Origin of the sequence: Streptomyces sp. NBC_01352 (genome assembly GCF_036237295.1) — a bacterium.
Taxonomy (GTDB): domain Bacteria; phylum Actinomycetota; class Actinomycetes; order Streptomycetales; family Streptomycetaceae; genus Streptomyces; species Streptomyces plumbiresistens.
Genome location: NZ_CP108354.1, coordinates 8818655 through 8840810 on the forward strand (window position 1 = coordinate 8818655; position 22156 = coordinate 8840810).

The 22156-nt window shown below is 71.2% G+C and carries 21 protein-coding genes and 6 tRNA genes; 18 read left to right on the top strand and 9 right to left on the bottom strand.

Annotated features, from left to right (window positions below):
* The first annotated feature begins 25 nt into the window (after positions 1 to 25).
* From cobT to OG252_RS40505, 3 genes are all read left to right on the top strand, one after another.
* Positions 26 to 4150: a nicotinate-nucleotide--dimethylbenzimidazole phosphoribosyltransferase gene (cobT, locus tag OG252_RS40495; RefSeq protein ID WP_329342440.1), complete on the top strand. Its 4125-nt coding sequence runs from the start codon at positions 26 to 28 to the stop codon at positions 4148 to 4150.
* A 171-nt stretch (positions 4151 to 4321) separates the two neighbouring features.
* On the top strand, positions 4322 to 5554 hold the full coding sequence (gene cobA, locus OG252_RS40500) for a uroporphyrinogen-III C-methyltransferase (protein WP_266442857.1): 1233 nt from the start codon (positions 4322 to 4324) through the stop codon (positions 5552 to 5554).
* A gap of 64 nt (positions 5555 to 5618) precedes the next feature.
* A complete protein-coding gene (locus tag OG252_RS40505) occupies positions 5619 to 6437 on the top strand; it encodes a TrmH family RNA methyltransferase (protein WP_266442860.1) in 819 nt (272 codons plus the stop codon).
* Between the two features lie 30 nt (positions 6438 to 6467).
* Here OG252_RS40505 and OG252_RS40510 read toward each other — a convergent pair whose 3' ends face one another.
* Positions 6468 to 7889 carry a serine/threonine-protein kinase gene (locus tag OG252_RS40510; RefSeq protein WP_329345320.1) on the bottom strand — a complete coding sequence of 474 codons (1422 nt, stop codon included), beginning with the start codon at positions 7887 to 7889 and terminating at the stop codon, positions 6468 to 6470.
* 196 nt (positions 7890 to 8085) lie between these two features.
* Here OG252_RS40510 and OG252_RS40515 point away from each other — a divergent pair, with 196 nt between their 5' ends.
* The 4 genes from OG252_RS40515 to OG252_RS40530 all read left to right on the top strand — a co-directional run bounded on the left by OG252_RS40515 (position 8086) and on the right by OG252_RS40530 (position 10589).
* Positions 8086 to 8361 (top strand): hypothetical protein, encoded by a 276-nt coding sequence (locus OG252_RS40515; protein ID WP_030038485.1) that lies wholly within the window; start codon positions 8086 to 8088, stop codon positions 8359 to 8361.
* A gap of 196 nt (positions 8362 to 8557) precedes the next feature.
* A complete protein-coding gene (locus OG252_RS40520) occupies positions 8558 to 8755 on the top strand; it encodes a hypothetical protein (protein ID WP_053748661.1) in 198 nt (65 codons plus the stop codon).
* A 509-nt stretch (positions 8756 to 9264) separates the two neighbouring features.
* A complete protein-coding gene (locus OG252_RS40525; RefSeq protein WP_266442873.1) occupies positions 9265 to 10197 on the top strand; it encodes a phosphotransferase family protein in 933 nt (310 codons plus the stop codon).
* Positions 10198 to 10292: 95 nt separating this feature from the next.
* The gene (locus OG252_RS40530) at positions 10293 to 10589 is read left to right on the top strand and encodes a TFIIB-type zinc ribbon-containing protein (protein ID WP_266442876.1); all 297 of its coding nucleotides are present in this window, start codon (positions 10293 to 10295) and stop codon (positions 10587 to 10589) included.
* A 55-nt stretch (positions 10590 to 10644) separates the two neighbouring features.
* Here OG252_RS40530 and OG252_RS40535 read toward each other — a convergent pair.
* From OG252_RS40535 to OG252_RS40555, 5 genes are all read right to left on the bottom strand, one after another.
* Positions 10645 to 10716, bottom strand: a tRNA-Val gene (locus OG252_RS40535).
* A 52-nt stretch (positions 10717 to 10768) separates the two neighbouring features.
* A tRNA-Val gene (locus OG252_RS40540) sits at positions 10769 to 10840 on the bottom strand.
* Positions 10841 to 10875: 35 nt separating this feature from the next.
* Positions 10876 to 10947, bottom strand: a tRNA-Val gene (locus OG252_RS40545).
* A 1-nt stretch (position 10948) separates the two neighbouring features.
* Positions 10949 to 11022: transfer RNA gene (locus tag OG252_RS40550), tRNA-Cys, on the bottom strand.
* Between the two features lie 37 nt (positions 11023 to 11059).
* Positions 11060 to 11132 (bottom strand) — tRNA-Gly (locus OG252_RS40555).
* Positions 11133 to 11309: 177 nt separating this feature from the next.
* Between OG252_RS40555 and OG252_RS40560 the strand changes: the two genes are divergently transcribed.
* From OG252_RS40560 to OG252_RS40570, 3 genes are read left to right on the top strand one after another with little or no spacing between them, the layout of a single operon-like run.
* Positions 11310 to 12353, top strand: a complete 1044-nt coding sequence (locus tag OG252_RS40560) for a chorismate-binding protein (protein ID WP_329342444.1) — start codon at positions 11310 to 11312, stop codon at positions 12351 to 12353.
* Entirely contained in the window at positions 12350 to 13171 is an 822-nt protein-coding gene (locus OG252_RS40565; protein WP_266442881.1) for an aminotransferase class IV, read from the top strand. Before OG252_RS40560 ends, OG252_RS40565 begins: the two co-directional genes overlap by 4 nt.
* A gap of 53 nt (positions 13172 to 13224) precedes the next feature.
* Positions 13225 to 14049 carry a GNAT family N-acetyltransferase gene (locus OG252_RS40570; RefSeq protein WP_266442884.1) on the top strand — a complete coding sequence of 275 codons (825 nt, stop codon included), beginning with the start codon at positions 13225 to 13227 and terminating at the stop codon, positions 14047 to 14049.
* A 22-nt stretch (positions 14050 to 14071) separates the two neighbouring features.
* On the opposite strand, the gene OG252_RS40575 is transcribed toward OG252_RS40570, so the two are convergent.
* A complete protein-coding gene (locus OG252_RS40575; protein WP_266442886.1) occupies positions 14072 to 14596 on the bottom strand; it encodes a DsbA family protein in 525 nt (174 codons plus the stop codon).
* 424 nt (positions 14597 to 15020) lie between these two features.
* On the opposite strand from OG252_RS40575, the gene OG252_RS40580 reads away from it, so the two are divergent.
* Positions 15021 to 15494 (top strand): hypothetical protein, encoded by a 474-nt coding sequence (locus OG252_RS40580; protein WP_329342448.1) that lies wholly within the window; start codon positions 15021 to 15023, stop codon positions 15492 to 15494.
* 177 nt (positions 15495 to 15671) lie between these two features.
* On the top strand, positions 15672 to 15824 hold the full coding sequence (locus tag OG252_RS40585) for a hypothetical protein (RefSeq protein ID WP_164873000.1): 153 nt from the start codon (positions 15672 to 15674) through the stop codon (positions 15822 to 15824).
* A gap of 100 nt (positions 15825 to 15924) precedes the next feature.
* Here the strand turns inward: OG252_RS40585 and OG252_RS40590 are convergent, their stop codons facing one another.
* Positions 15925 to 16485 carry a CGNR zinc finger domain-containing protein gene (locus OG252_RS40590; RefSeq protein ID WP_266442895.1) on the bottom strand — a complete coding sequence of 187 codons (561 nt, stop codon included), beginning with the start codon at positions 16483 to 16485 and terminating at the stop codon, positions 15925 to 15927.
* A gap of 209 nt (positions 16486 to 16694) precedes the next feature.
* The gene (locus tag OG252_RS40595; protein ID WP_004002642.1) at positions 16695 to 17108 is read right to left on the bottom strand and encodes an SsgA family sporulation/cell division regulator; all 414 of its coding nucleotides are present in this window, start codon (positions 17106 to 17108) and stop codon (positions 16695 to 16697) included.
* A 191-nt stretch (positions 17109 to 17299) separates the two neighbouring features.
* On the opposite strand from OG252_RS40595, the gene OG252_RS40600 reads away from it, so the two are divergent.
* The 6 genes from OG252_RS40600 to OG252_RS40625 all read left to right on the top strand — a co-directional run bounded on the left by OG252_RS40600 (position 17300) and on the right by OG252_RS40625 (position 22039).
* Entirely contained in the window at positions 17300 to 17752 is a 453-nt protein-coding gene (locus OG252_RS40600) for a TIGR02611 family protein (protein ID WP_266442898.1), read from the top strand.
* A gap of 78 nt (positions 17753 to 17830) precedes the next feature.
* Positions 17831 to 17902, top strand: a tRNA-Val gene (locus OG252_RS40605).
* A 350-nt stretch (positions 17903 to 18252) separates the two neighbouring features.
* Complete coding sequence (locus tag OG252_RS40610; RefSeq protein WP_266442901.1) at positions 18253 to 19542, top strand: ABC transporter substrate-binding protein; 1290 nt, start codon at positions 18253 to 18255, stop codon at positions 19540 to 19542.
* Positions 19542 to 20543 carry a carbohydrate ABC transporter permease gene (locus OG252_RS40615; protein ID WP_266442905.1) on the top strand — a complete coding sequence of 334 codons (1002 nt, stop codon included), beginning with the start codon at positions 19542 to 19544 and terminating at the stop codon, positions 20541 to 20543. Before OG252_RS40610 ends, OG252_RS40615 begins: the two co-directional genes overlap by 1 nt.
* The gene (locus OG252_RS40620) at positions 20540 to 21433 is read left to right on the top strand and encodes a carbohydrate ABC transporter permease (RefSeq protein ID WP_266442908.1); all 894 of its coding nucleotides are present in this window, start codon (positions 20540 to 20542) and stop codon (positions 21431 to 21433) included. Before OG252_RS40615 ends, OG252_RS40620 begins: the two co-directional genes overlap by 4 nt.
* A 6-nt stretch (positions 21434 to 21439) precedes the next feature.
* Positions 21440 to 22039: a hypothetical protein gene (locus OG252_RS40625; protein ID WP_266442911.1), complete on the top strand. Its 600-nt coding sequence runs from the start codon at positions 21440 to 21442 to the stop codon at positions 22037 to 22039.
* The last annotated feature ends 117 nt before the right edge of the window (positions 22040 to 22156 follow it).

A 22156-nucleotide genomic window follows, 5' to 3' on the forward strand; every position in this document is an offset into this window, starting at 1 on the left:
CTAACCGATGGGCGAGGGGTTACGCATGACCGACACCGGCCAGGTCCCGGGCGAGGGACTGCCGGAGAGCGCAGGCATGGTGGAGCAGCCGAGCGCCCCCGCGCACGGTGCGTACACCTACCTCTCCGAGACCACCGCCGAGGACGAAGACCTGTTGCTGCTGCCGGGCGCCCAGGGCGCGTGGGGCAACGAGGTCGCCCCGCCCGCGCCGGAGCCCGTCGTCGAGACCGTGCACGAGCCCGGCCCGCACGAGATGTCCGGCCGCGACAGCGGCTCGGTCGACCTCAACGGCTTCCGCCTCCCCAGCCCCGCACAGCAGGCCATGCCGACTCCGCCCCGCCGCCCCCTGCACCTCGGCCCGCCCATCCCCGACACCTCCGCGAGCCCGGTCCGCTCCCTCGCCGACCGCGGCGCGGTCGCAGCGCCGGTACGGCAGTCCGGCCAGCCCGCGACGGGTCCCGAGTACCTCGACGCCCCCCAGCCGCTGCGCGAGATGTCCCCGCAGGGAGCGTCACCCTGGGGCGCGGCCACCGTCCACGGCGCGGCCCAGGCGCCGGTGAACCCCGAGGCCGGGGCTGCCGAAACGGTTGTTCCGGCGCCGGTCGAGGAAGCCGAACCGGTGGCCGCGGCCCAGGCCGCGGTGACCTACCCGGTTCCTCAGGCCGCACACGCTGCCGAGGCGCCGCAGCCTGCCGAGGCGGTCACTGACGGGTTCGTCGCGGAGGCCGCGGAGGGGGCGGGCGAAGGGATCGCACAGGCACAGGCACACGTTGACGTTCAGGCTCCGGACGGCCAGCGCGGTGGGTTCGTGCAGACCCCGGAGGGCCAGAGTGGCGCGGTGGCTCAGGGCTCTGAGGGTTCTGAGGGCCAGGGTGTCGGATTCGCTCAGGTCCCGGACGGCCAGGGCAGTGAGTTCGCGCAGTCTCCCGAGGTTCAGGGAGACCTGACCACGCAGGCTCCCCAGAGCCAGGACGAGGGGCTCGCACCGCTGGCCCAGGACGCCGGTGCAGTCGGCGCGCCGACCGCGGAGGCCCACGAGGGCGCGTACGCGGCAGAGGGCGGCGCGATCGCGCCCGGCGCTGGCGAGGCCGTGCCGGGCGATGACGTCCCGCAGGTCTCCGCGGAGACGCACGCTCCGGATGCCGGGCAGCTTCCGGAGGCCGTACAGGCGCCGGATCCGGTACAGGTTCCGGTGACCGCGCCCGCTTCGGACGAGGGGCAGGCACTGGCCGCCGTACAGGACGAGGCCGCTGCCACTGTGGAAGCCGAGCAGGCGGCACCGCTTGCCGCAGCGGGCGGACAGACCGAGGCAACCGACCCCGCTGCCCATGCCGTCCACGAGCCGGGCACGGACGCCACTGTCGACGCCGGCCAGGAACCGGACACCGACGCCGGGCAGGCACCGGCAGCCGACCTCGTCGCGGACGCCGCCGAGCCGGTCCTGGGAGCCGCCCCAGCTCCGGACGTCGTAGAGGTGCCGGAGGCAGCGCACTTCGCCGAGGTCGACCCCGCGTCCATGACCGCACAGGTGTCCGAGGTCGCTGCCCCCGAGTTCCCGGCGGTGTCCGAGCCCACTGCCCCTGAGTTCCCGGCGGTGTCCGAGCCCACTGCCCCTGAGTTCCCGCCGGGTTCCGAGCCCACTGCCCCTGAGTTCCCGCCGGGTTCCGAGGCCATCGCCCCCGAAGTCGCGCCGGGCACGGAGACCGCCCCCGCGGAGCCCGCCACAGCGCAGCCCGGGACCACTGGAGCCGACACTCCCCTTGCCGCCCAGGATGCCGTACAGCCCGCCCCGGCGCCCGTCACCGAGCACGCGCAGACGGTCGCCCCGGAAGCCGTACCCTTCCCGGACGCCGCGCAGGCTCCGCAGCCCGCGGACGGCGCCACGGCCCCCGCCGAAGAGCTGCCCGCGGCCGTGACCCCCGAGCCGTCTCCCCAGCACGCGGCAGCCGACCAGGCTGCGCCGGAGCAGAGCCAGGCGCCCCTTGCGGACGCGCAGGGCCCGCAACTCGTCCCCGACCCGTCCTTCGCCGCTCCTCAGCCACAGGCAGCCGAACTCCCGGAGGAACAGCCTCAGTTCGCGGCCCCCGACGGCACCGCCCCGGAGTACCACGCCGACCAGCCCCTGGGCCGGTTCGTCCAGGTCGAGGGCTCGGTGCCGACCACTCCGCACCTCGCGCCGACACCTCCGCACGCCATGACCCTCCCCCCGGAGAACCCGCAGACCACGGAACCCGTCGCCGCGGTCCCCGCCCCCCGTGAGGGGGCACCGGAACTCGTACAGGACGCGGAGGATCTGGACACCCGGGCCGCCGACCAGGAAGACCGACAAGACCAGCAGGACCGGCAGGACCAGCAGGACCAGCAGGACCAGGAAGAAATGAGCACCGCGCCAGTGGAAGACGTACGGCAGTCCACCGGCCCGGCCGCGCCCGCCTACAACGACGCCGAGCGTGAGGCCGTCCTGAAGGTCATGCGTGAGCGCCGCGACATCCGCAACGGCTTCCGCAGCGACCCGATCCCGCACGAGGTGCTGCTCCGCGTCCTGGAGGCGGCCCACACCGCCCCCTCGGTGGGCCACTCGCAACCCTGGGACTTCGTCGTCATCCGCTCGGCGGAGACCCGGAGCAGCATGCACGACCTGGCGATGCGCCAGCGGGACGCCTATGCGAAGTCGCTCCCCAAGGGCAGGGCGAAACAGTTCAAGGAACTGAAGATCGAGGCGATCCTCGACACCCCGGTGAACATCGTCGTCACCGCCGACCCGACCCGCGGCGGCCGCCACACCCTCGGCCGCCACACCCAGCCGCAGATGGCCCCGTACTCCGCCGCGCTCGCGGTCGAGAACCTCTGGCTCGCCGCCCGCGCCGAGGGCCTCGGCGTCGGCTGGGTCAGCTTCTTCGACGAGCGTGAGATGGTCCGCGCCCTGGGCCTGCCCGATCACCTCGAAGTCATCGCCTACCTCTGCGTGGGGTACGTCGACGAGTTCCCGGACGAGCCCGAGCTGATGCAGGCCGGCTGGTCCAAGCGCCGCCCGCTGTCGTGGGTGGTCCACGAGGAGACGTACGGCCGTCGCGCGCTGCCCGGCGAGGAGCCGCACGACCTGCTCGGCGAGACCGTCGCGCAGATCCGCCCGCTGGACGCCAAGGCGCTCGGCGAGGCGTGGGAGCGGCAGAAGCGGATGACGAAGCCGCCCGGCTCGCTCGGCATGCTGGAGATCATCTCCGCGCAGCTGTCCGGGCTGTCCCGTCAGTGCCCGCCGCCGATCCCGGAGCCCGCGGCCGTCGCGATCTTCGCCGGCGACCACGGCGTGCACGCGCAGGGGGTCACCCCCTGGCCGCAGGAGGTCACCGCCCAGATGGTGGCCAACTTCCTCGGCGGCGGCGCGGTCTGCAACGCCTTCGCGGCCCAGGTGGGCGCCGAGGTCTGCGTCGTCGACGTCGGCGTGGCGGCCGAACTCCCCGCGACTCCCGGGCTCCTTCCCCGGAAGGTCCGCGCGGGCACGTCCGACATGACCACCGGCCCCGCGATGACCCGCGAGGAGGCCAAGCAGGCCATCGAGGTGGGCATCGAGACGGCCCGCGACCTGGTGGCGGCCGGCAACAAGGCCCTGCTCACGGGCGAGATGGGCATCGCCAACACGACCGCCTCGGCGGCCCTGATCTCGGTCTTCACGGACACGGACCCGGCCGACGTGACGGGCCGAGGCACCGGCATCAACGACGAGACCCTCGCCCGCAAGACCGAGGTCGTCCGCCGCGCCATCGAACTCCACCAGCCGGACCCGGCCGACCCGATCGGCGTCCTCGCCGCGATCGGCGGCTTCGAACACGCCGCCATCGTCGGTCTCCTCCTCGGCGGCGCCTCCCTGCGTACGCCGGTGATCCTGGACGGAGTCAGCGCCGGCGCCGCCGCGCTGGTCGCCCGCGCGATCGCCCCCGAGGTCCTCGCGGCCTGCATCGCCGGCCACCGCAGCGCCGAGCCCGGCCACGTGGCCGCGCTGAACAAACTCGGCCTGCGCCCCCTGGTCGACCTGGACCTTCGCCTGGGCGAGGGCACCGGCGCGCTCCTGGCGCTCCCGCTGGTCCAGAGCACGGCGAGAGCGATGCACGAGGTGGCGACGTTCGACTCCGCAGGGGTAACTGAGAAGTAGGCGTCCGTGGCCTGTGGGCGGTCGTTCCGCACGGTGGAACGACTGCCCACGGACCACGCACCCGCAGCCGACGACGTGCTCAGCCACCGGACCACCTGAGCCGTCACCCGCCCCTGCCCAGTAAAATCCGCACGTCAGGGCCACCGCACCGCACCGAGGAGCCGCACCCTCATGGCCGAACACCCCGCCTACCCCGTAGGCCTCCGCCTCACCGGCCGCCGAGTGGTCGTCCTCGGCGGCGGCCAGGTCGCCCAGCGCCGCCTCCCGGCACTGATCGCGGCAGGCGCGGACATCCTCCTCGTATCCCCGCAAGCGACCCCCTCGGTCGAAGCGATGGCGGACGCGGGCGAGATCACCTGGGAGCGACGCCCGTACGCCGACGGCGACCTCGCGAACGCCTGGTACGCCCTGATCGCCACCAGCGACTCCGAAGCGAACACCCGGGCCTCCGCCGAAGCAGAGACACACCGCGTCTGGTGCGTCCGCTCCGACGACGCCGACGCGGCGACGGCCTGGACCCCGGCCACCGGCACCAGCGAAGGCGTCACCGTGGCGGTCCTCACCACCGACGCGCGCGGCCGCGACCCCCGCCACACCGCCGCCATCCGCGACGCGGTCGTCGAGGGCCTGCGCGACGGCACCCTCGTCGCTCCCCACCACCGCACCCGCACGACCGGCGTCGCCCTCGTCGGCGGCGGCCCCGGCGACCCGGACCTGATCACGGTCCGCGGCCGCCGCCTCCTCGCCGAGGCCGACGTGGTCATCGCCGACCGCCTCGGCCCGCGCGACCTCCTCGCCGAACTCCCCCCGCACGTCGAGGTGATCGACGCGGCGAAGATCCCGTACGGCCGGTTCATGGCCCAGGAGGCCATCAACAACGCCCTGATCGAGCACGCCAAGCAGGGCAAGTCGGTCGTACGGCTGAAGGGCGGCGACCCGTACGTCTTCGGCCGTGGCATGGAGGAGCTCCAGGCGCTCGCCGAGGCCGGCATCCCCTGCACCGTCGTCCCGGGCATCTCGAGCTCGATCTCGGTCCCGGGCGCGGCCGGCATCCCGGTCACCCACCGGGGGGTCGCGCACGAGTTCACGGTGGTCAGCGGTCATGTCGCCCCCGACGACGAGCGCTCCCTGGTCGACTGGCCGTCGCTGGCCAAGCTGACCGGCACGCTCGTGATCCTCATGGGCGTCGACAAGATCGGCAGGATCGCCGAGACCCTGGTCGCCCACGGCAAGTCCCCGGACACCCCGGTAGCCCTCGTCCAGGAGGGCACGACGGCCGCGCAACGCCGGGTCGACGCGACGCTCGCGACGGTCGCCGAGACGGTCCGTACGCAGGAGGTCAGGCCCCCGGCGGTCATCGTCATCGGCGAAGTGGTGGGCGTGGGTCCGCAGACCTCCGCGTAACCCGGGGTAACCCAACCCGTCCCAAGCCGTTGGCACCGCACTCAGGACAAGGCAGTATCACCCTGTGGCCGATCTCATCACCGTCGAGGACCCCGACGACCCGCGCCTGCACGACTACACGGGCCTGACCGACGTCGAGCTGCGCCGCAAGCGCGAGCCGGCCGAGGGCCTCTTCATCGCCGAGGGCGAGAAGGTCATCAGACGGGCCAAGGACACCGGCTACGAGATGCGTTCGATGCTGCTGTCCGCCAAGTGGGTCGACGTCATGCGGGACGTCATAGACGAACTCCCGGCCCCGGTGTACGCGGTCAGCCCGGAGATCGCCGAGCAGGTCACCGGCTACCACGTGCACCGCGGCGCGCTCGCCTCGATGCAGCGCAAGCCGTTGCCCACGGCGGCCGACCTCCTCCAGACCGCCCGCCGGGTCGTCGTCATGGAGTCGGTCAACGACCACACCAACATCGGCGCGATCTTCCGCTCGGCCGCCGCCCTGGGCATGGACGCGGTCCTGCTCTCCCCGGACTGCGCCGACCCCCTCTACCGCCGCAGCGTGAAGGTCTCCATGGGCGCGGTCTTCTCCGTGCCGTACGCCCGTCTCGACACCTGGCCCAAGGGCCTGGAGTCGGTCCGCGAGGCCGGCTTCACCCTCCTCGCCCTCACCCCGGACCCCAAGGCCAGAACCCTCGACGAAGCCGCCCCGCACAAGATGGACCGGGTGGCCCTGATGCTCGGCGCCGAGGGTGACGGCCTCTCCACCCAGGCCCTGGTGGCCGCCGACGAGTGGGTCCGCATCCCCATGGCCCACGGCGTCGACTCCCTCAACGTGGGCGCGGCGGCCGCGGTCGCCTTCTACGCCGTGGCGACGGGCCGGCCCGCACTCTAGGCAGCCGCCCCGCCGATCCCGGCGGAGCGCCTAGTCGGACGCCGTGAGCGTCGACTCGTACCGCTCGGACATCAGCGGCGCGTCCAACGGCTCATGGCCCGGCCGCCCGTCCCGCACCGGCTGCTCCTGCTGATTCCGTACGACGTTCCCCTCGCCGCCGAGCCCTCGTGAGGGCCCCTGACAGCCCTGCGCCGCGGCGATGCCGAGCGCCACCAGCAGCGTGACCACGACGAACACGAACAGCCGCTGACGCAGCAGCCGCGGATTGGCGGGCCGCCGCCCCGTGCCCGTGCCTCTCTGCGTCGGCCGGCCGGCACCACCGCGCGACGCCGGACGACTCCCGCCGCCGGACCGCGTCGTGCTCCGCGGCGCCCCCGAGCGCGACGACGAACCGCCGCCCCGCGAGGCACTGCCACCCCGTGAGGGAGCCCCGCCCCGCACCGGAGCGGGACCGCGGGAAGCGGCACCACTGCGCGGCGGGGGAGTCCCCTGCGTGCCCGGGGTGCCCTGCTGCCCCTGCGGACGCCGCTGCGGCGCCCGCTCCGGGTAGGTGTCGGCGAGCCGCCCGGTGGGCCGGTCCGCCTCACCGGCGCGCGGCGCGGGCGGCCGTACGTCCGCCAGCCCCTGCGACTCCCGGGCGGCGATCTCCTTCAGCCGCAGCGACAGCTGGAGCGTGCTGGGCCGCTCCTCGGGGTCCTTCGCGAGGCAGGCCCGGACCAGCGGAGCCAACGCGTCCGGTACGCCGTGCAGCTGCGCCTCCTCATGGACCACGCGGTACAGCATCACCTCGGAACTGCCGTGCCCGAAGGGCGAGTCGCCCATCGAGGCGTACGCCAGGGTCGCGCCGAGGGAGAACACGTCCGTGGCGGGTGTCACCGCGGCGCCGCGCACCTGCTCGGGCGCGAGGAAGCCGGGGGAGCCGACGGCCGTGCCGACATGGGTGAGCGTCGAGGCGCCGGTCGCCCAGGCGATGCCGAAGTCGATGATGCGCGGGCCCTTGGGGGACAGCAGGATGTTGGACGGCTTGAGGTCCCGGTGCACCACCCCGGCCTCGTGCACCGCCACCAGCCCCTCCGACAGGGCGGCCCCGACGGTGGCCACGTCGGCCGCGCCCATCGGCCCCTCGTCGGCGACCTTGTCGTGCAGCGAGGGCCCGGGCACGTACTGCGTGGCGAACCACGGCCGGTCGGCGTCCAGATCGGCGGCGACGAGCCGTGCTGTGCACCCGCCGCGAATGCGCCGCGCCGCCGACACCTCACGCGCGAACCGCGAGCGGAACTCCTGGTCCTCCGCCAGATCCGGCCGGATCACCTTGAGCGCGACCCGCTGGCCCTTGCGGTCGGAGCCGAGATAGACAACGCCCATCCCGCCCGCGCCGAGCCGTCTGTGAAGCCTGAACGAGCCGACGACGCGCGGGTCCTCGCGCCTCAGGCGCATCATCGCCATGTTCATCCCCGCTGCCCGGTCCGTGTGACGTGCCACAGCTTACGTTTCCACGGCCCGCCGCGCGCAGAGGCCGCGCCCTCTCGGCCGGATGGATTGTCAGTGCCGGGTGGGAGAATTGAAGAGTGGTCAGGGAGCTCGCGGGCAGGGCGACTTGGGAGGGTCTGTGACCCCAACCACCCGTCGCAGAAGGGGGATTGAACCCGTGAAGGGTGATCGCGTGGAGATAGTCGTGGACGCCGGGGACACGACGCGTACGTACGAGGTGGTGGCGAGCAGGGCGGGCCGCCGGGTGGAGACAGCGGTGCGCCGAGGTGTCGTTGAAGTGAGCGAAGTCACCCGCAACGGCTCCGTCGTCCGTACGGCCCGTTTCATGGCGAACCGGGTCCTGGCGCTGGTCGAGCAGCCGATTCCGCGGGAGGACAGCTCGGAGAAAGCGGGGCACAGCGGGCGCCCCCTCCGGGAAGACCCCGAGACCTAGGACCCCGTCTCCACCCACGGGAGTACAACGCAGGTCACGGCTCATCCTCCGGGAGGCCCGGCAATCGGTACGAGGGCATGACGTGCGCCGAGCGCCGGACGCCTAGATTTGAGGTCAAGCGGCGGGTGCAGCACTCGTCCCCCGAGGTCAGACACCCGCCGCTGCCAACCACAACAGAACGGTCAGGAGAGGGACCATGGCCTACACGGCACCGCGGACACTGGTTCGCACCCAGGAGCGCATCGCGCTCCGCCCCCGCCGCACGGGCCGTCGCCACCCACTGGTGGCGACACTCATGGCCCTTCCCCTGGCGGCCCTGCTCCTCCTCGTCTTCGACGGCTGGGAGACAGTGGCCACACAAGCGTCGTCCGTGGGAGTGATGCTGGGGCGCTGAGCGGCGACCCCAGGCCCGGAAGAGCGGTCCGGGCGGGGACATCCTGCCATGAAACCCCGTGGGGACGGGGGTGCGGCGGACGGCAAAAATGCCGGCGCAGCTGGGGAGCTGCGCCGGCATTGCTTTGCGCCCGAAACCGGCGAGATGCCGGGGCGGGCGTAGCGCCTTCGGTTGTGTGTGGGGGGCGGGGCCGCGTCGGGGGGTGTCCGTCCTCGGAACGGCGCGAAATCGGTCCCTCATCGAGGTACTGGCGTTGACGCGCCAACCGCTGCGGGCGGACACCCCCCGACACGTCCCCTTCTCGCCGTACGCGAGTGCAGGTGCGTGCGTCCACCTCTCGACCAACCGAGTCGGGTGGTGGGTGGGTACAGGTCCGGGGGTCTGGGGGCGGAGCCCCCAGCAGGCGCTCGCACCGACGCCGGGGGACCGGACAGCCCGCAGCGCGCTCGGCACCGCGTACAACCTTGCGTACCCTCGCGAACGAACCGCCCGCACGCGCCAGGAGCCCAGTGACCCACGCCCTGCTGTCCGACCTCACGACCCGAGTCACGGCCAAGGCCCACTCGGCAGCATCCGCCTGCCCCTGCGGAGCAACCGCCACCCTGGCCGACCGCCCCGACGCCACAGTCGTCCGTCACGCCGGCACCGTCGCCAAGGCCCACGCCCCGGACACGACCCGCACCGACCTGATCCCTCGCCTCACCGCAGCCGCCCAGCTCCCCGGAATCCTCCTCCCCCCGCTCAGTCCGACCCCGGCCGACCTGCACGGCAGACTCGTGACGTTCTGGCCGTACGGCACCCCCGTGGACCCGGAAGATCCCGACGCGGCCCCCTGGGAGGACGCCGCCACCCTCCTCGCCCGCCTGCACCGCACCCCGATCACGGCCGTGGCCCCACCCCTGCCCCCCATGCGCGGCCCCGCCAAAGCCGCCCTCGCGGTCACCCGCCTCCGCACGACAGCCGCCCGGCATCCCGCCACCAGCCCCGTCCTGCACGCCTGGTCCACGCTCCCCGCCTGGGCCCGCGCCGAGACACCCATGCCGGACACCGCCACCCTCTGCCACGGCGATCTCCACCTCGGCCAACTGGTCCGCCACCCCGCCCCCGACGGCCCGTGGCTGCTCATCGACGTCGACGACCTCGGCGTCGGCGTCCCGGCCTGGGACCTCGCGCGTCCCGCGGCCTGGTACGCCTGCGGACTGCTCCCGCCGGACGAGTGGACCCGCTTCCTGACCGCCTACCGCACGGCGGGCGGCCCGGCCGTCCCCGCGGTCGGCGACCCCTGGCCCGCCCTGGACGTCCCGGCACGCGCCCTCACCGTGCAGACCGCCGCCCGGTCGATCGCCAAGGCCGTCGCGGCGGACCGTCCCCTGGACGAGGTGGAGGTGGCACTGGTCGACGCCTGTGACCGGATGGGTTTCGCCCCGCCGGAATCGGCGTGAGGTTTCCCCAAGTAGGGTGCAACCGACCGCAGCCGGACAGAGTCTGTCCTGGCGAAGCACCAAGCAGGACCGACCGGCGAGGAGTTGAGCCGACCATGCAGTGTCCGAAGTGCCATGCGCCGATGCACACGTACAACCGCAACGGCGTCCAGATCGAGCAGTGCAGTGGCTGCCGCGGCATATTTCTCGACTACGGCGAGCTGGAGTCGCTGACCCGCCTGGAGTCCCAGTGGTCCCAGCCGGCGGTCCCGCCGCCCCCGGCCGCCCCGCAGTACCCGGCCGCTCCCGGCGCTCACACCGCTCCCGCCTGGGGCGCCCCGCAGGGCGGCCACTACGGCCACCAGGGTCACCACCGCAACAAGGGCTTCGGGCGCATGCTGTTCTCCAGCTGACAGCCGACCGGCACACGAAGAAGCCCCCGGCCGCTGGGCCGGGGGCTTCGGTGTGTGGACGATACTGGGATTGAACCAGTGACCTCTTCCGTGTCAGGGAAGCGCTCTCCCGCTGAGCTAATCGTCCTCGGGACCACGATCACGATGTGCACTCCGAGGAGCGGATCATGGGCTTTGCGTGCGCGATACTGGGATTGAACCAGTGACCTCTTCCGTGTCAGGGAAGCGCTCTCCCGCTGAGCTAATCGCGCGGGTCGGATCTCGCCATAGGTGCTGGAAGATCCAGTGGACGATACTGGGATTGAACCAGTGACCTCTTCCGTGTCAGGGAAGCGCTCTCCCGCTGAGCTAATCGTCCTTGGAGGTGGAGACGGGATTTGAACCCGTGTAGACGGCTTTGCAGGCCGTTGCCTCGCCTCTCGGCCACTCCACCAGGAGTGTAGGGGGCCGGGAAGACCCCTGTTCCTTCGAGCGGACGACGAGGTTCGAACTCGCGACCTCAACCTTGGCAAGGTTGCGCTCTACCAACTGAGCTACGTCCGCCTGTCGTTTCGGTACGCTCCGCGTCCCGGCGACGTCTGAACTCTAGCGGATTCCGGGGCCAGTACAAAAACGCGTTTGCGCAGCGTGCTGCGCTGCGCCTGCTCAGGGACGTGCCCGGGGCTTCCGGAGGGACACGGCCAGGTCACGTGCCGGACACCCGCCCCTAGACTCGACAGCGTGCTCGACCTCCCTCCCCTCGCCCGGTTCGGCGACCGCGTGGCCACCGGTCTCCTCGACGTCACCAGCGATCCCGCGGCACTCGACTCCACCGGTTTCTGGGCGGTGTGCGCGGATTTCGAGGGCCGGCTGACCTGCGCCCGCTTCGGGGACGTACGGGAGGAGCCGGTGCCCGCCCCGGTGCCGGGGGAGTGGCGAGGGCCCGCCGCCGGTGACTGGTCGTCCTCCCTCGATCGCGCCGCGTACACGGCCGGGGTGCGGCGCATCCGTCAGTACATCGCCGCCGGCGAGGTCTACCAGGCCAACCTCTGCCGCGTGCTGTCCGCGCCCCTCGCGCCGGACGCCGACGTGGACGCCCTCGCGGCACTGCTGGCGCGCGGCAACCCGGCGCCGTACGCAGGAACGATCCGCCTTCCCGGCCACGGCGTGGAGATCGCCACCGCCTCGCCCGAGCTGTTCCTGCGGCGCGACGGACGGGTCGTCGAGTCCGGCCCGATCAAGGGCACTGGACGCACCGAGGCGGACCTCCTGGAGAAGGACTACGCCGAGAACGTGATGATCGTGGACCTCGTCCGCAACGACATCGGGCGCGTCTGCGCCACCGGCAGCGTGACCGTCCCCGACCTGTGTGCCGTCGAGAAGCACCCCGGTCTGGTCCACCTCGTGTCGACCGTCCGCGGCGAGCTGCGTGAGGACGCCGGATGGCCTGAGCTGCTCGCCGCCGCCTTCCCGCCCGGGTCGGTCACGGGTGCGCCCAAGTCGAGCGCGCTGCGGATCATCGAGGAGCTGGAGAGGGGGCCCAGAGGGCCGTACTGCGGCGGCATCGGCTGGGTGGATGCCGACCGCGGCGTCGGTGAGCTGGCCGTGGGCATCCGGACCTTCTGGGCCGACCGTGCGGAGGGCGTACTGCGCTTCGGGACCGGCGCCGGCATCACCTGGGGGTCCGACCCCGAGGCGGAGTGGGCGGAGACCGAGCTGAAGGCGTCCCGGCTGCTCGCGGTAGCGTCGGGTGTGTACGAGGTGAGTGGAGAGGGACTGACGTGAAGCTTTGGCTCGACGGCGGGCTGCAGGACATGGAGTCCGCCCGTGTCTCCGTCTTCGACCACGGGCTGACCGTGGGCGACGGCATCTTCGAGACGGTGAAGGCGGTGCACGGCAGGCCGTTCGCGCTCACCCGGCACCTCGACCGGCTGACCCGCTCCGCGCGCGGCCTCGGCCTGCCCGACCCCGATCTCGACGAGGTCCGCCGCGCCTGCGCCGCCGTCGTCGAGGCCAACCCGATGCCGCTCGGCCGGCTGCGCATCACGTACACCGGCGGCCACGGCCCGCTCGGCTCCGACCGCGGCGACCACGGCCCGACCCTCGTGGTCGCGCTGGGCGAGACGACCCGCCGCCCCGACACCACGGCCGTGATCACGGTCCCCTGGACCCGCAACGAGCGCGGCGCGCTGACCGGCCTCAAGACGACCTCGTACGCCGAGAACGTCGTCGCCCTCGCACGTGCCCGCGAACAGGGCGCTTCCGAAGCGCTGTTCGGCAACACGGTCGGACAGCTCTGCGAGGGCACCGGGTCGAACGTCTTCGTCGTCCTCGACGGCGAGATCCACACCCCGCCGCTCGCCTCCGGCTGCCTCGCCGGCATCACCCGCGCCCTGGCCGTCGAGTGGACGGGCGCCAAGGAGACGGACCTTCCGCTGGACGTCCTCGAGCGGGCCGACGAGGTCTTCCTGACCTCCACCCTGCGGGACGTCCAGGCCGTGCACCGCGTCGACGACCGCGAACTGCCGGGCGCACCGGGCCCGGCGACCGCCAAGGCCATGCGAATCTTCGACGAGCGGTCGGGCGACGACCTAGATCCGTAAGTCCTGCGGATAATCGGCTGACCTACGGCCCGGCGAGGGGTAGAACTCCCCTGATGACCACGACCCTGCGGCCGAGCGAGCCGCTTCAGCGCAACGCCGACGGGACGCGTTCACGCCACTACCAGGTGTGCGTGAACAGCCGTCCCGTCGGCGCGATACACCTGGGCACGTCTCCCTCCTTCGGCGACTCGGTGGCCCGCGTCCACAAGGTGCACATCGAGGAGCCCGACCGCCGGCGCGGCCGGGGCACGGTGGCCATGCTCGCCGCGGAGGAGGTGGCGCGCGGCTGGGGCTGCCGGCAGATCGAGATCAGTGTGCCCGCGGACGCCGAGGCCGCACTGCGGCTCGTCAAGGCGCTCGGCTACGTCCTGCGCAACCGCGGCATGGAGAAGCGGCTCGCCGACGCCCCGCCCGAACTGCCCGCCGGCAGCCGGGCACGCCCGATGACCGAGGCGGAGTTCGAGGCGTGGCAGGAGCACGAGTCGGAGGACTACGCGCGCACCTGGATCGAACGGGGCGTACCGGAGGCCGAGGCGTACGCCAAGGCCCGGCGCGACCACGAAGTGCTCCTGCCGCAGGGCCTGGCCACCGAGAACATGCTGTTCAGCATCCTGGAGCACGAGGGCACCCGTGTGGGTGTTCTCTGGCTCGCCCTGCGCGCCGACAAGGCCTTCGTCTTCGACGTTGAGGCCGACGAGGCCCATCGCGGCCGGGGACACGGCCGTACGCTCATGCTGCTGGCTGAGGCCCAGGCGATCGCCGAGGGCAGACGGATCCTGGGCCTCAACGTGTTCGCGGGCAACACCCCGGCGGAGCGGCTCTACGAGTCGCTGGGGTACGAGACGACGCAGTACGCCTTCTACAAGCCGTTGTTGTAGGCCCGGTTGTCGGCCCGGCGGCTCAGGCGTCCTGCCCGGCCAGCAGCCGGTCCGTGATCTCCTCGACGCGCTCGCGCAGCCCTTCCTGGCTCTTGCCGCCGTCGAGGCGCTCGCCGTCGATGACATAGGTGGGGGTGCCGGTCACGCCGATCGCCTTGCCTTCGGCCTGGTCGGCGTCCACGATCAGGATGTGCCGGCCGTCGATGAGCGCCGTGTCGAACTCCTCGGCGTCCATCCCGAGTTCCCGGGCGACCTCGACCAGGAAGGGTTCTCCCTTACGGTCCAGCTCCTCGACCCGGCCCAGCACCGCTTCGACGAACGGCCAGCCCTGCCCCTGCTCCGCGGCCTCCTCGGCGGCCTGCGCGGCGGCGAAGGCGTGCTTGTGCTTCTCCAGCGGGAAGTGCCGCAACCGCAGTTCCAGCCGGTCGCCGTAGCGGGCGCGCAGGGCACGGAGGTCGTCCAGGGCGCTGCGGCAGTCCGGGCACTGGAGGTCGCACCAGACGTCGAGAACGGGAGCCGCGGAACGCGCGGGGGAGGAGTCGCTCATGCCCCCAGTCTCCCAGCCCCGACCCGGCCGACCCAACCGGACCTTCCCCGGCCCAGCCGCCACCTGCGACGGCGACCGAGCATGAGTGCCTTCTGGTGAGCGTGAGTGAGTGCGTGAGTGAGTGCCGGTCTGCGGCGAGCATCGCGGTCGGGCGACGCGCCCTCGGACACCCGATCCGGCGACGGACGGCACCGCCCCACCCCGACCAGAGAGGTCGTGGTGGGCATCGGACAAGCGGTCCTGGCAACAGGACGCACTCCCGCTCAGTCTTCAGGACCGGTACGACTCGACCGGCACCTGCGGAGGAGGCGACCCGGAGATGTCCCTGATGTCCCGTCGGAGGATGGCCCGGCGGGGTGCCGCGGGTGCAGGATGGAAGGGACGAAGTGCCCTTGCCCGCCCGAGCTCTGCCCTGGAGGACCGGATGATTGCCGAGACCGTCTGTTCCGCCGTCGCCGCGGCCGGCCTGGGCATCGCGGCGGTCACGGCGTACCGCAAGCGTTTCCTCTCCGCCGTCCGTATCGCCGCGTACTCCCTCGTGCCCCTCGGCCTGGTCATGACCGGCGTCGTCGAGTGGCTGGCGGACACCGCGTTCAGCCCGACGGCCTGGGCGGGCTTCGTGGTGCTCGGCCTCTCCTGGCTGTTGTTCGCGAGCACGCGTGCGGTGGAGCGCCGTCGAGGCGGCACCCGCAAGGAGCGCAAGGCGGCGGCCAAGGGTGCCGCCCAGCGCGAGGCGGTCGCTCCGGCGGCCTCGGCGCCCTCCCTGGGCCCGGGCACCCGCCCGACGGCCAAGCCCGCGAGCAAGCCCGCGAGCAAGCCCGCGAGCCGGCCCCGTACCGAGACCGCGACGGACGACTTCAGCGACATCGAGGCCATCCTCAAGAAGCACGGCATATGAGGCCTGCGGCGGGCCGGCATATGACGTCCGCACGCGCACTGAAACGACACAGCGGGTCCCTGTGCGTGCGGAAGTGATCACGACCCGAACCGTAGATCACGGAATCCGGCGAACTCCCGCTCACTGCGGGCGTGTTGATCGCGTCATGCGTCCCGACTGCGTCATCATCGCCGCGAGATGCTGGACACGACACAGAGCGACGCCGCGCCGCCGCAGGACGAGCCGCGCGGATGCCTCTTCGCCCTTTCCCAGCCACCGCTGATGATCTTCCTTGCGGTGATCGGGTGTCTGCTGCTCACGGCTGCGCTGCACGACCTGCTGTTGCTGTGAGCCATACCCGTGGTCCCCGGCGTCACCCGCCGGGGCCCACGAAGGCATCGTGTCCCGTCCCGATCTCGTCGTGCGGGTCGCGCGGGCCCTCTCGGCCGGGTCAGCCCGCCGCCTCCTTGCGCCGCGCCCGGTAGGCGGCCACGTGCAGCCGGTTGCCGCAGGTCCGGCTGTCGCAGTACCGCCGCGAGCGGTTGCGGGAGAGGTCCACGAAGGCGCGCCGGCAGTCGGGCGCCTCGCAGCGACGCAGCCGTTCCTGCTCGCCGGCCACCACGAAGAACGCCAGCGCCATCCCGCAGTCGGCGGCCAGATGATCGGCGACGGAGGCGCCGGGCGCGAAGTAGTGCACGTGCCAGTCGTAGCCGTCGTGGTCCGTGAGCCGGGGTGTGGTGCCCGCGGCGGCGATCAGTTCGTTGATCAGCCCTGCGGCGGCCCGGGCGTCCGGAGCGGCGAACACCGAGGCGAACCGTCCGCGGATCTTGCGCACCGCCGAGAGGTCGAACTCGGAGAGCACTCCGACCTCGCTGATTTCGTGGTTTCGTACGAAATCCTCCAGTGCTGTGACATCCGGCAGCGCGTCCTGAGCCGTGTCGTCCTCCGGCGCGGTGTTCACCAGATCCACCACGGTGTCGAGGGCGCACCGGGTGTCGTGGGTGATCAGCACGTTTCGCTCCCTGGCCTGGGGGTCGGGCGGACGCCCGCCGATGCTGGCCGATGGTAGTGCGTCCGCGCACCCTGAGGTCGGCGGTGGGACGACGCACACCGGCGCCGCCCCCATGAGGGGACGGCGCCGGTGCCTGCCCTATTCGGTTGTCTGGGCCCGAGCCGTCTCCCCGAGTGGACGGCGCCGGGCGGCTCTGTGCAGCTTCGCCCCTAGCTTTCCGCCAGGATGTGCGAGAGCTCCTGATCGAGATCGAAGTGGCGATGCTCCGTGCCGGGAGGCACAGCCGCATCCGTGCGCTTCAGGAAGGACTCCAGGGCCCGCGCAGGGGCCTCCAGCAGGGCCTCGCCCTCCGGCGAGCTCAGGGCGATGCAGACGACGCCCTGACCGTGACTGCGCGACGGCCAGACACGGACGTCGCCGGTGCCCGTGGGTCGGTGGAGGCCCTCCGCGAGCAGGTCTCGGGCGAACACCCACTCGACGGTCTCCTCGGCTCCGGTGTGGAAGGTGGCGTGCACGGCGTAGGGGTCGGCCGTGTCGTACCGCAGGCCTGCGGGGACAGGCAGGGATGACTCGCTCGACACAACGAGGCGCAGGTGCAGCTCGCAGCTGACCGTGGTGTTCATAAGCGCCAGGGCCTTTCGCTCAGTGTGCGCTCGGGGATTCGCACGTCGGCGAAATCGACATGCCACCTACGGTGCCGTTGTAAACCCCTCTGAGTGTTTTGCGTGCCTTTACGTAACTCTTCCGGCCGAGAGCGCGTTCGCACGGTACGACCATTCCGGTGACTGGTTTCCGTCCGGTAGGGTTTGGCCGTATGAATACGGGGAGTGACGAGCCGGGCGAGGTTGCCGTGGCAGCGGAAAAGACGCAGACCGACGGGGTGCAGGGCGAGCAGGGACTCGGCTCCAGAGCTCCCGCTTTCATCCAGGCGCGCCGCATGCTGCACCTGAGCTGGCAGGTCGGTGTCTTCATCATCGGGCTCGCGGTCGTGGGCGTCGGCATCGTGATGCTGCCGCTGCCCGGACCGGGCTGGGTCGTGATCTTCGGCGGCATGGCGATCTGGGCGACCGAGTTCGTCTGGGCCCAGCTGGTGCTCCGCTGGACCAAGCGCAAGGTCACCGAGGCGGCACAGCGTGCCCTCGACCCCAAGGTCCGGCGGCGCAACATCATCCTGACGTCGATCGGCCTCGTGATCATCGGCGTCCTCGTCGGCGTCTACCTGTGGAAGTTCGGCCTCGCGATGCCCTGGAAGATCAAGGACCAGTGAGCCGCGACGGGGGTGCGAGGGCCGGCCGGCGCCGGTGACCCGCACCCCCTGACATGGGGTAATGTTCTCCCTGCGTCCGGGCGATTAGCTCAGTGGGAGAGCGCTTCGTTCACACCGAAGAGGTCACTGGTTCGAACCCAGTATCGCCCACCTGGACACGGCGGCCCGTCTGCGAGAGAGCAGACGGGCCGCCGTCGTGTGTGTGCCTCCGGCCGCCGCGGGGCGTGCGCCCCGCCCTGAGGCGAATTTCCGCCGGGCGGCCTGCGGGCGCCGAGGCCGAGGTCGCGTTCGGCCCGCCGACCGCGGGTTCCTCACCTGCGATGTCGCCTTCCCGGGAGCGGGACTCGGCCCCGACGTACCGTCAGCTCGCCGAGCGGGCCCCCAAGAAATTCCTGTCCGAATCATTGACGCACCCCGAGGCCCTCCGTAACTTGTGCCAGCAAGCGCTTACTTGAAACGATTCATGCAGGCGGCAACGACGCTGCGGGGAGGGTCCGACTGTGGGAACCAGCAGGAATGTTGAGAGGCGTACGATCCTGAAGGCCGCGGGAGCGACGGCGGCCACACTGGGCCTGGCCGCGACCACGGGGTGCGGGGGAGACGGCGGAACCTCCTCGGACGGGACGGTGACGATCCGTTACGCGTGGTGGGGTGCGGAGGACCGTGCCCAGCGCATCAACAAGACGATCGCGCTCTTCGAGAAGAAGTACCCGAAGATCAAGGTGAAAACGGACTTCCAGCCGTACCCCGACTTCTGGAAGAAGTTCAACACCCAGGCCTCCGGCGGCAATCCGCCCGACGTCTTCCAGAATGCCATTGGATTCCTGCGGAAATACGACGCCAAGAATGTGCTGCTCGACCTGAGCGAGCAGGTCAAGGCGGGCAACCTCTCCATGGACGGCTTCCGGGCAGGCCTCGAGAAGTTCGGCGAGGTCGACGGCAAACTCCTCGGAGTTCCGGTCGGCTCCAACTCGATGTCCCTGGTCATCGACAAGCCCGTCTACACCAGAGCCGGCGTGAAGCCTGAGCAGGGCTGGACCTGGGACGACTTCGACGCGGCGATGAAGAAGATCCGTGACAAGACGGGGCGCGCCGGCGACAGCGGCATGTACGGGGTCATGTACCTCTACGACCTCTACCTGCGCCAGAACGGCAAGGCGTTCTTCACCGAGGACGGACTCGGCTTCGCCGAGGCGGACCTGACGGACTGGTGGACCAAGGCCAAGAAGGGCGTCCAGGACGGCGTCTACGCCGACCCCAAGAAGGTCGCTCAGATCAAGCCGAAGTCGGCGGTGACCGCGGAACTCGCCGGCGGTGAGTTCACGTGGGACAACTTCAGCGTCCGCTACAGCGCCGAGGGGAAGAGCGAGTACAGCCTGGCCCCCATCCCGACCACGGACGGCAAGAAGACCGGCCAGTACCTCGGCTCCCTGATGCTCAGCGCCTCCAAGCGCACGCAGCATCCCAAGGAAGTGGCCCAGTTCATCGACTTCATGGTGCATGACCCGGAGGTCGCCAAGATCATGGGCTATGACCGCGGTGTGCCCGCGACGCAGGCCCAGTTCGACGCGTTCCAGCCGACCGACGAGGTCAACAAGTCCATCGCCGCCTATGAGACGTCCCTCGTCGACGCGGGTGTTCTGGAGCCCATCACTCCGCACCCCAACGGCGCCGACATCTGCGAGGCCGCCTTCCTGCGCATCGCCGAGGAGCTCGCTCTGGGCACGCGCTCGGTGGACGACGCCGTCAAGCAGTTCTTCACCGAGTCGAAGACGGCTCTCGTCGGCTGATGGGAACCACCGTGACACACGCCCCTGCGATGGAGGGCCTGGCCAAGGACTCCGAGCCGCGGCACGGTCCGGTGAACTCCCCGCGCCCCGCCGCACTCAAGCGGCGGGGCCGCCGGGAGACCCTGGCCGGCTATCTCTTCATGTCCCCGTGGATCGCCGGATTCCTGCTGCTCACGGCAGGCCCGATGATCGCCTCGCTGTACTTCGCGTTCACCGACTACAACCTGTTCGACACACCCAAGTGGATCGGCCTCGACAACTTCTCCGAGATGTTCGGCGACCCGCGCTGGCGCCACTCGGTGAAGGTGACGATGTGGTACGTCGTCGTCGGTACGCCGCTCAAGCTGCTGCTGGCTCTCGGGGTGGCGCTGCTGCTCGCCCAGAAGCGGCGCGGCCAGGCCTTCTACCGGGCCGCTTTCTACGCGCCGTCGCTGATCGGGGCGAGCGTCTCCGTCGCGATCGTCTGGAAGGCGATCTTCGCGGACGACGCGATCGTCGACCGTACGCAGAAGATCTTCGGGATCGATGTCGGTGGCTGGACCGGCGACCCGGAAATGATCATCTACAGCCTGGTGGCGCTCACCGTCTGGCAGTTCGGCGCGCCCATGGTCATCTTCCTGGCCGGTCTCAAGCAGGTACCGCGCGAGCTGTACGAGGCGGCCGAGGTCGACGGGGCCGGCCCGATGCGGCGGTTCTGGAACATCACCCTGCCGATGATCTCCCCGGTGCTCTTCTTCAACGTCCTGCTGGAGACGATCCACTCCTTCCAGATCTTCAGCTCGGCGTACATCGTCGGCGGCGGCGCGGGCGGCAACGCCTGTGGTCCGGCGGACGGCTCGATGGTCTACACCTGCTACCTCTACGTCCAGGGCTTCGAGAACAGCCGGATGGGCCTGGCCTCGGCCATGGCCTGGATGCTGCTCGTCGCGGTCGCCCTGGTGACGGCGGTGCTGTTCTGGTCCCAGAAGCGCTGGGTGCACTACGAGGAGGGCGCCCGATGAGTGCGCAGGCCACCGACATCACGCCGGCCCGGTCCACCAAGGGCGGCAACTTCCGTCGCAGGCTGCCCGGTTCCCTCGCCTGGCACCTCGGGTCCTTCGCGATCCTCGCGGTGATCCTCTATCCGGTGATCTGGGTCATCGGCGGCTCCTTCAAGAAGAGCGAGGAGATCATCGGGAGCCTGGACCTCTTCCCGGGCGATCCGATCGTCTCGAACTACACCGGGCTCGCCGACGGCATCGCGGACATCTCGATCTCCACGTTCTTCGTCAACTCGCTCACCCTCGCGCTCGGTTCGGTGGTCGGGATCCTGGTGTCCTGCTCGCTGACCGCGTACGCCTTCGCGAAGATCAGGTTCGCCGGTCGCAATCTGTTCTTCACGCTGATGATCGGCACGCTCCTGTTGCCGTACCACGTACTGCTGATCCCGCAGTACGTGCTGTTCCGCAACATGGACATGATCAACTCGTACACCCCGCTCCTGCTGGGGAAGTACCTCGCCACGGAGGCGTTCTTCGTCTTCCTGATGGTGCAGTTCATGCGCAACCTGCCCAAGGAGCTCGACGAGGCGGCCCGTCTCGACGGCTGCGGACACCTGCGCATCTACTGGTCGATCGTGCTCCCGCTGTGCCGGCCGGCCCTGATCACCAGCGCGATCTTCACCTTCATCAACTCCTGGAACGACTTCATGGGCCCGCTGATCTACCTCAACGAGCCCGACAAGTACACGGTCTCCCTCGGTCTGAAGATGTTCGTGGACCAGGAGGGCGTGGCCAACTACGGCGGCATGATCGCGATGTCACTGGTCGCCCTGCTGCCGGTGCTCGCCTTCTTCCTCGCCTTCCAGCGCTATCTGATCGACGGTATGGCGACATCCGGACTGAAGGGCTGACCCGGCATGGCTGAGGCACGCGTCAAGGCCCGCGCCCCGCGCAAGGAGTCCGCCTACGGCGAGCGGTTCGCGGTGTTCGCCGAGTGTCTGCTGACCGGGGTGTGGATCGCGGTGGCCTCGCTGGGCGTGGTCACCTACCCGGCCGCCTTCGCGGCCGGGGCGCGGCACCTGCGCCGCCGTACCGGCCATGAGGTGGGCGGCTGGCGGGAGTTCGTCGCCGACTTCCGGCTGGCGGTGCGCGGTGGATGGCTCGCCGGGCTCGCCGGGTGGGCGGCGGCGGCCGCGGTCTGGGTGGACGTCCAGGCCGTGCGGGCCGGGATTCCCGGTGGGCCGCTGGTCGGGGCCGTCGGCGTGTTCGCGCTCATCGGGCTGGCCGTCGCCGGGCTGCGCGCGGCGGCCGTGTGGACGCCGGGCGCCACCTGGCGGGCCCTGCTCGCCGAGGCGGGCCGGCGGACCGTGCTCGACCCCGCCGGTTCCTTCCTGGTCGTCGGCGGACTGGCCGTGGTGGCCGTGTCCGCATGGTTCGTCGCACCGCTGGCGGTCCCCGTCCTGGGGGCCGTCGCGGCGGCGGCCGTCGCCGTTGAGGAGCGCTACCGGCACCGCTGACGGGCGGTGCCCTCGTCACAAGGTCGGCGCCCCGGCGTCGCACCTCTCTCTGTCATGCCCCTGACCAGCCGCACGGAAATGCTTCCCGCACGGAACGGAAAGGAAAGGCTGAAACTC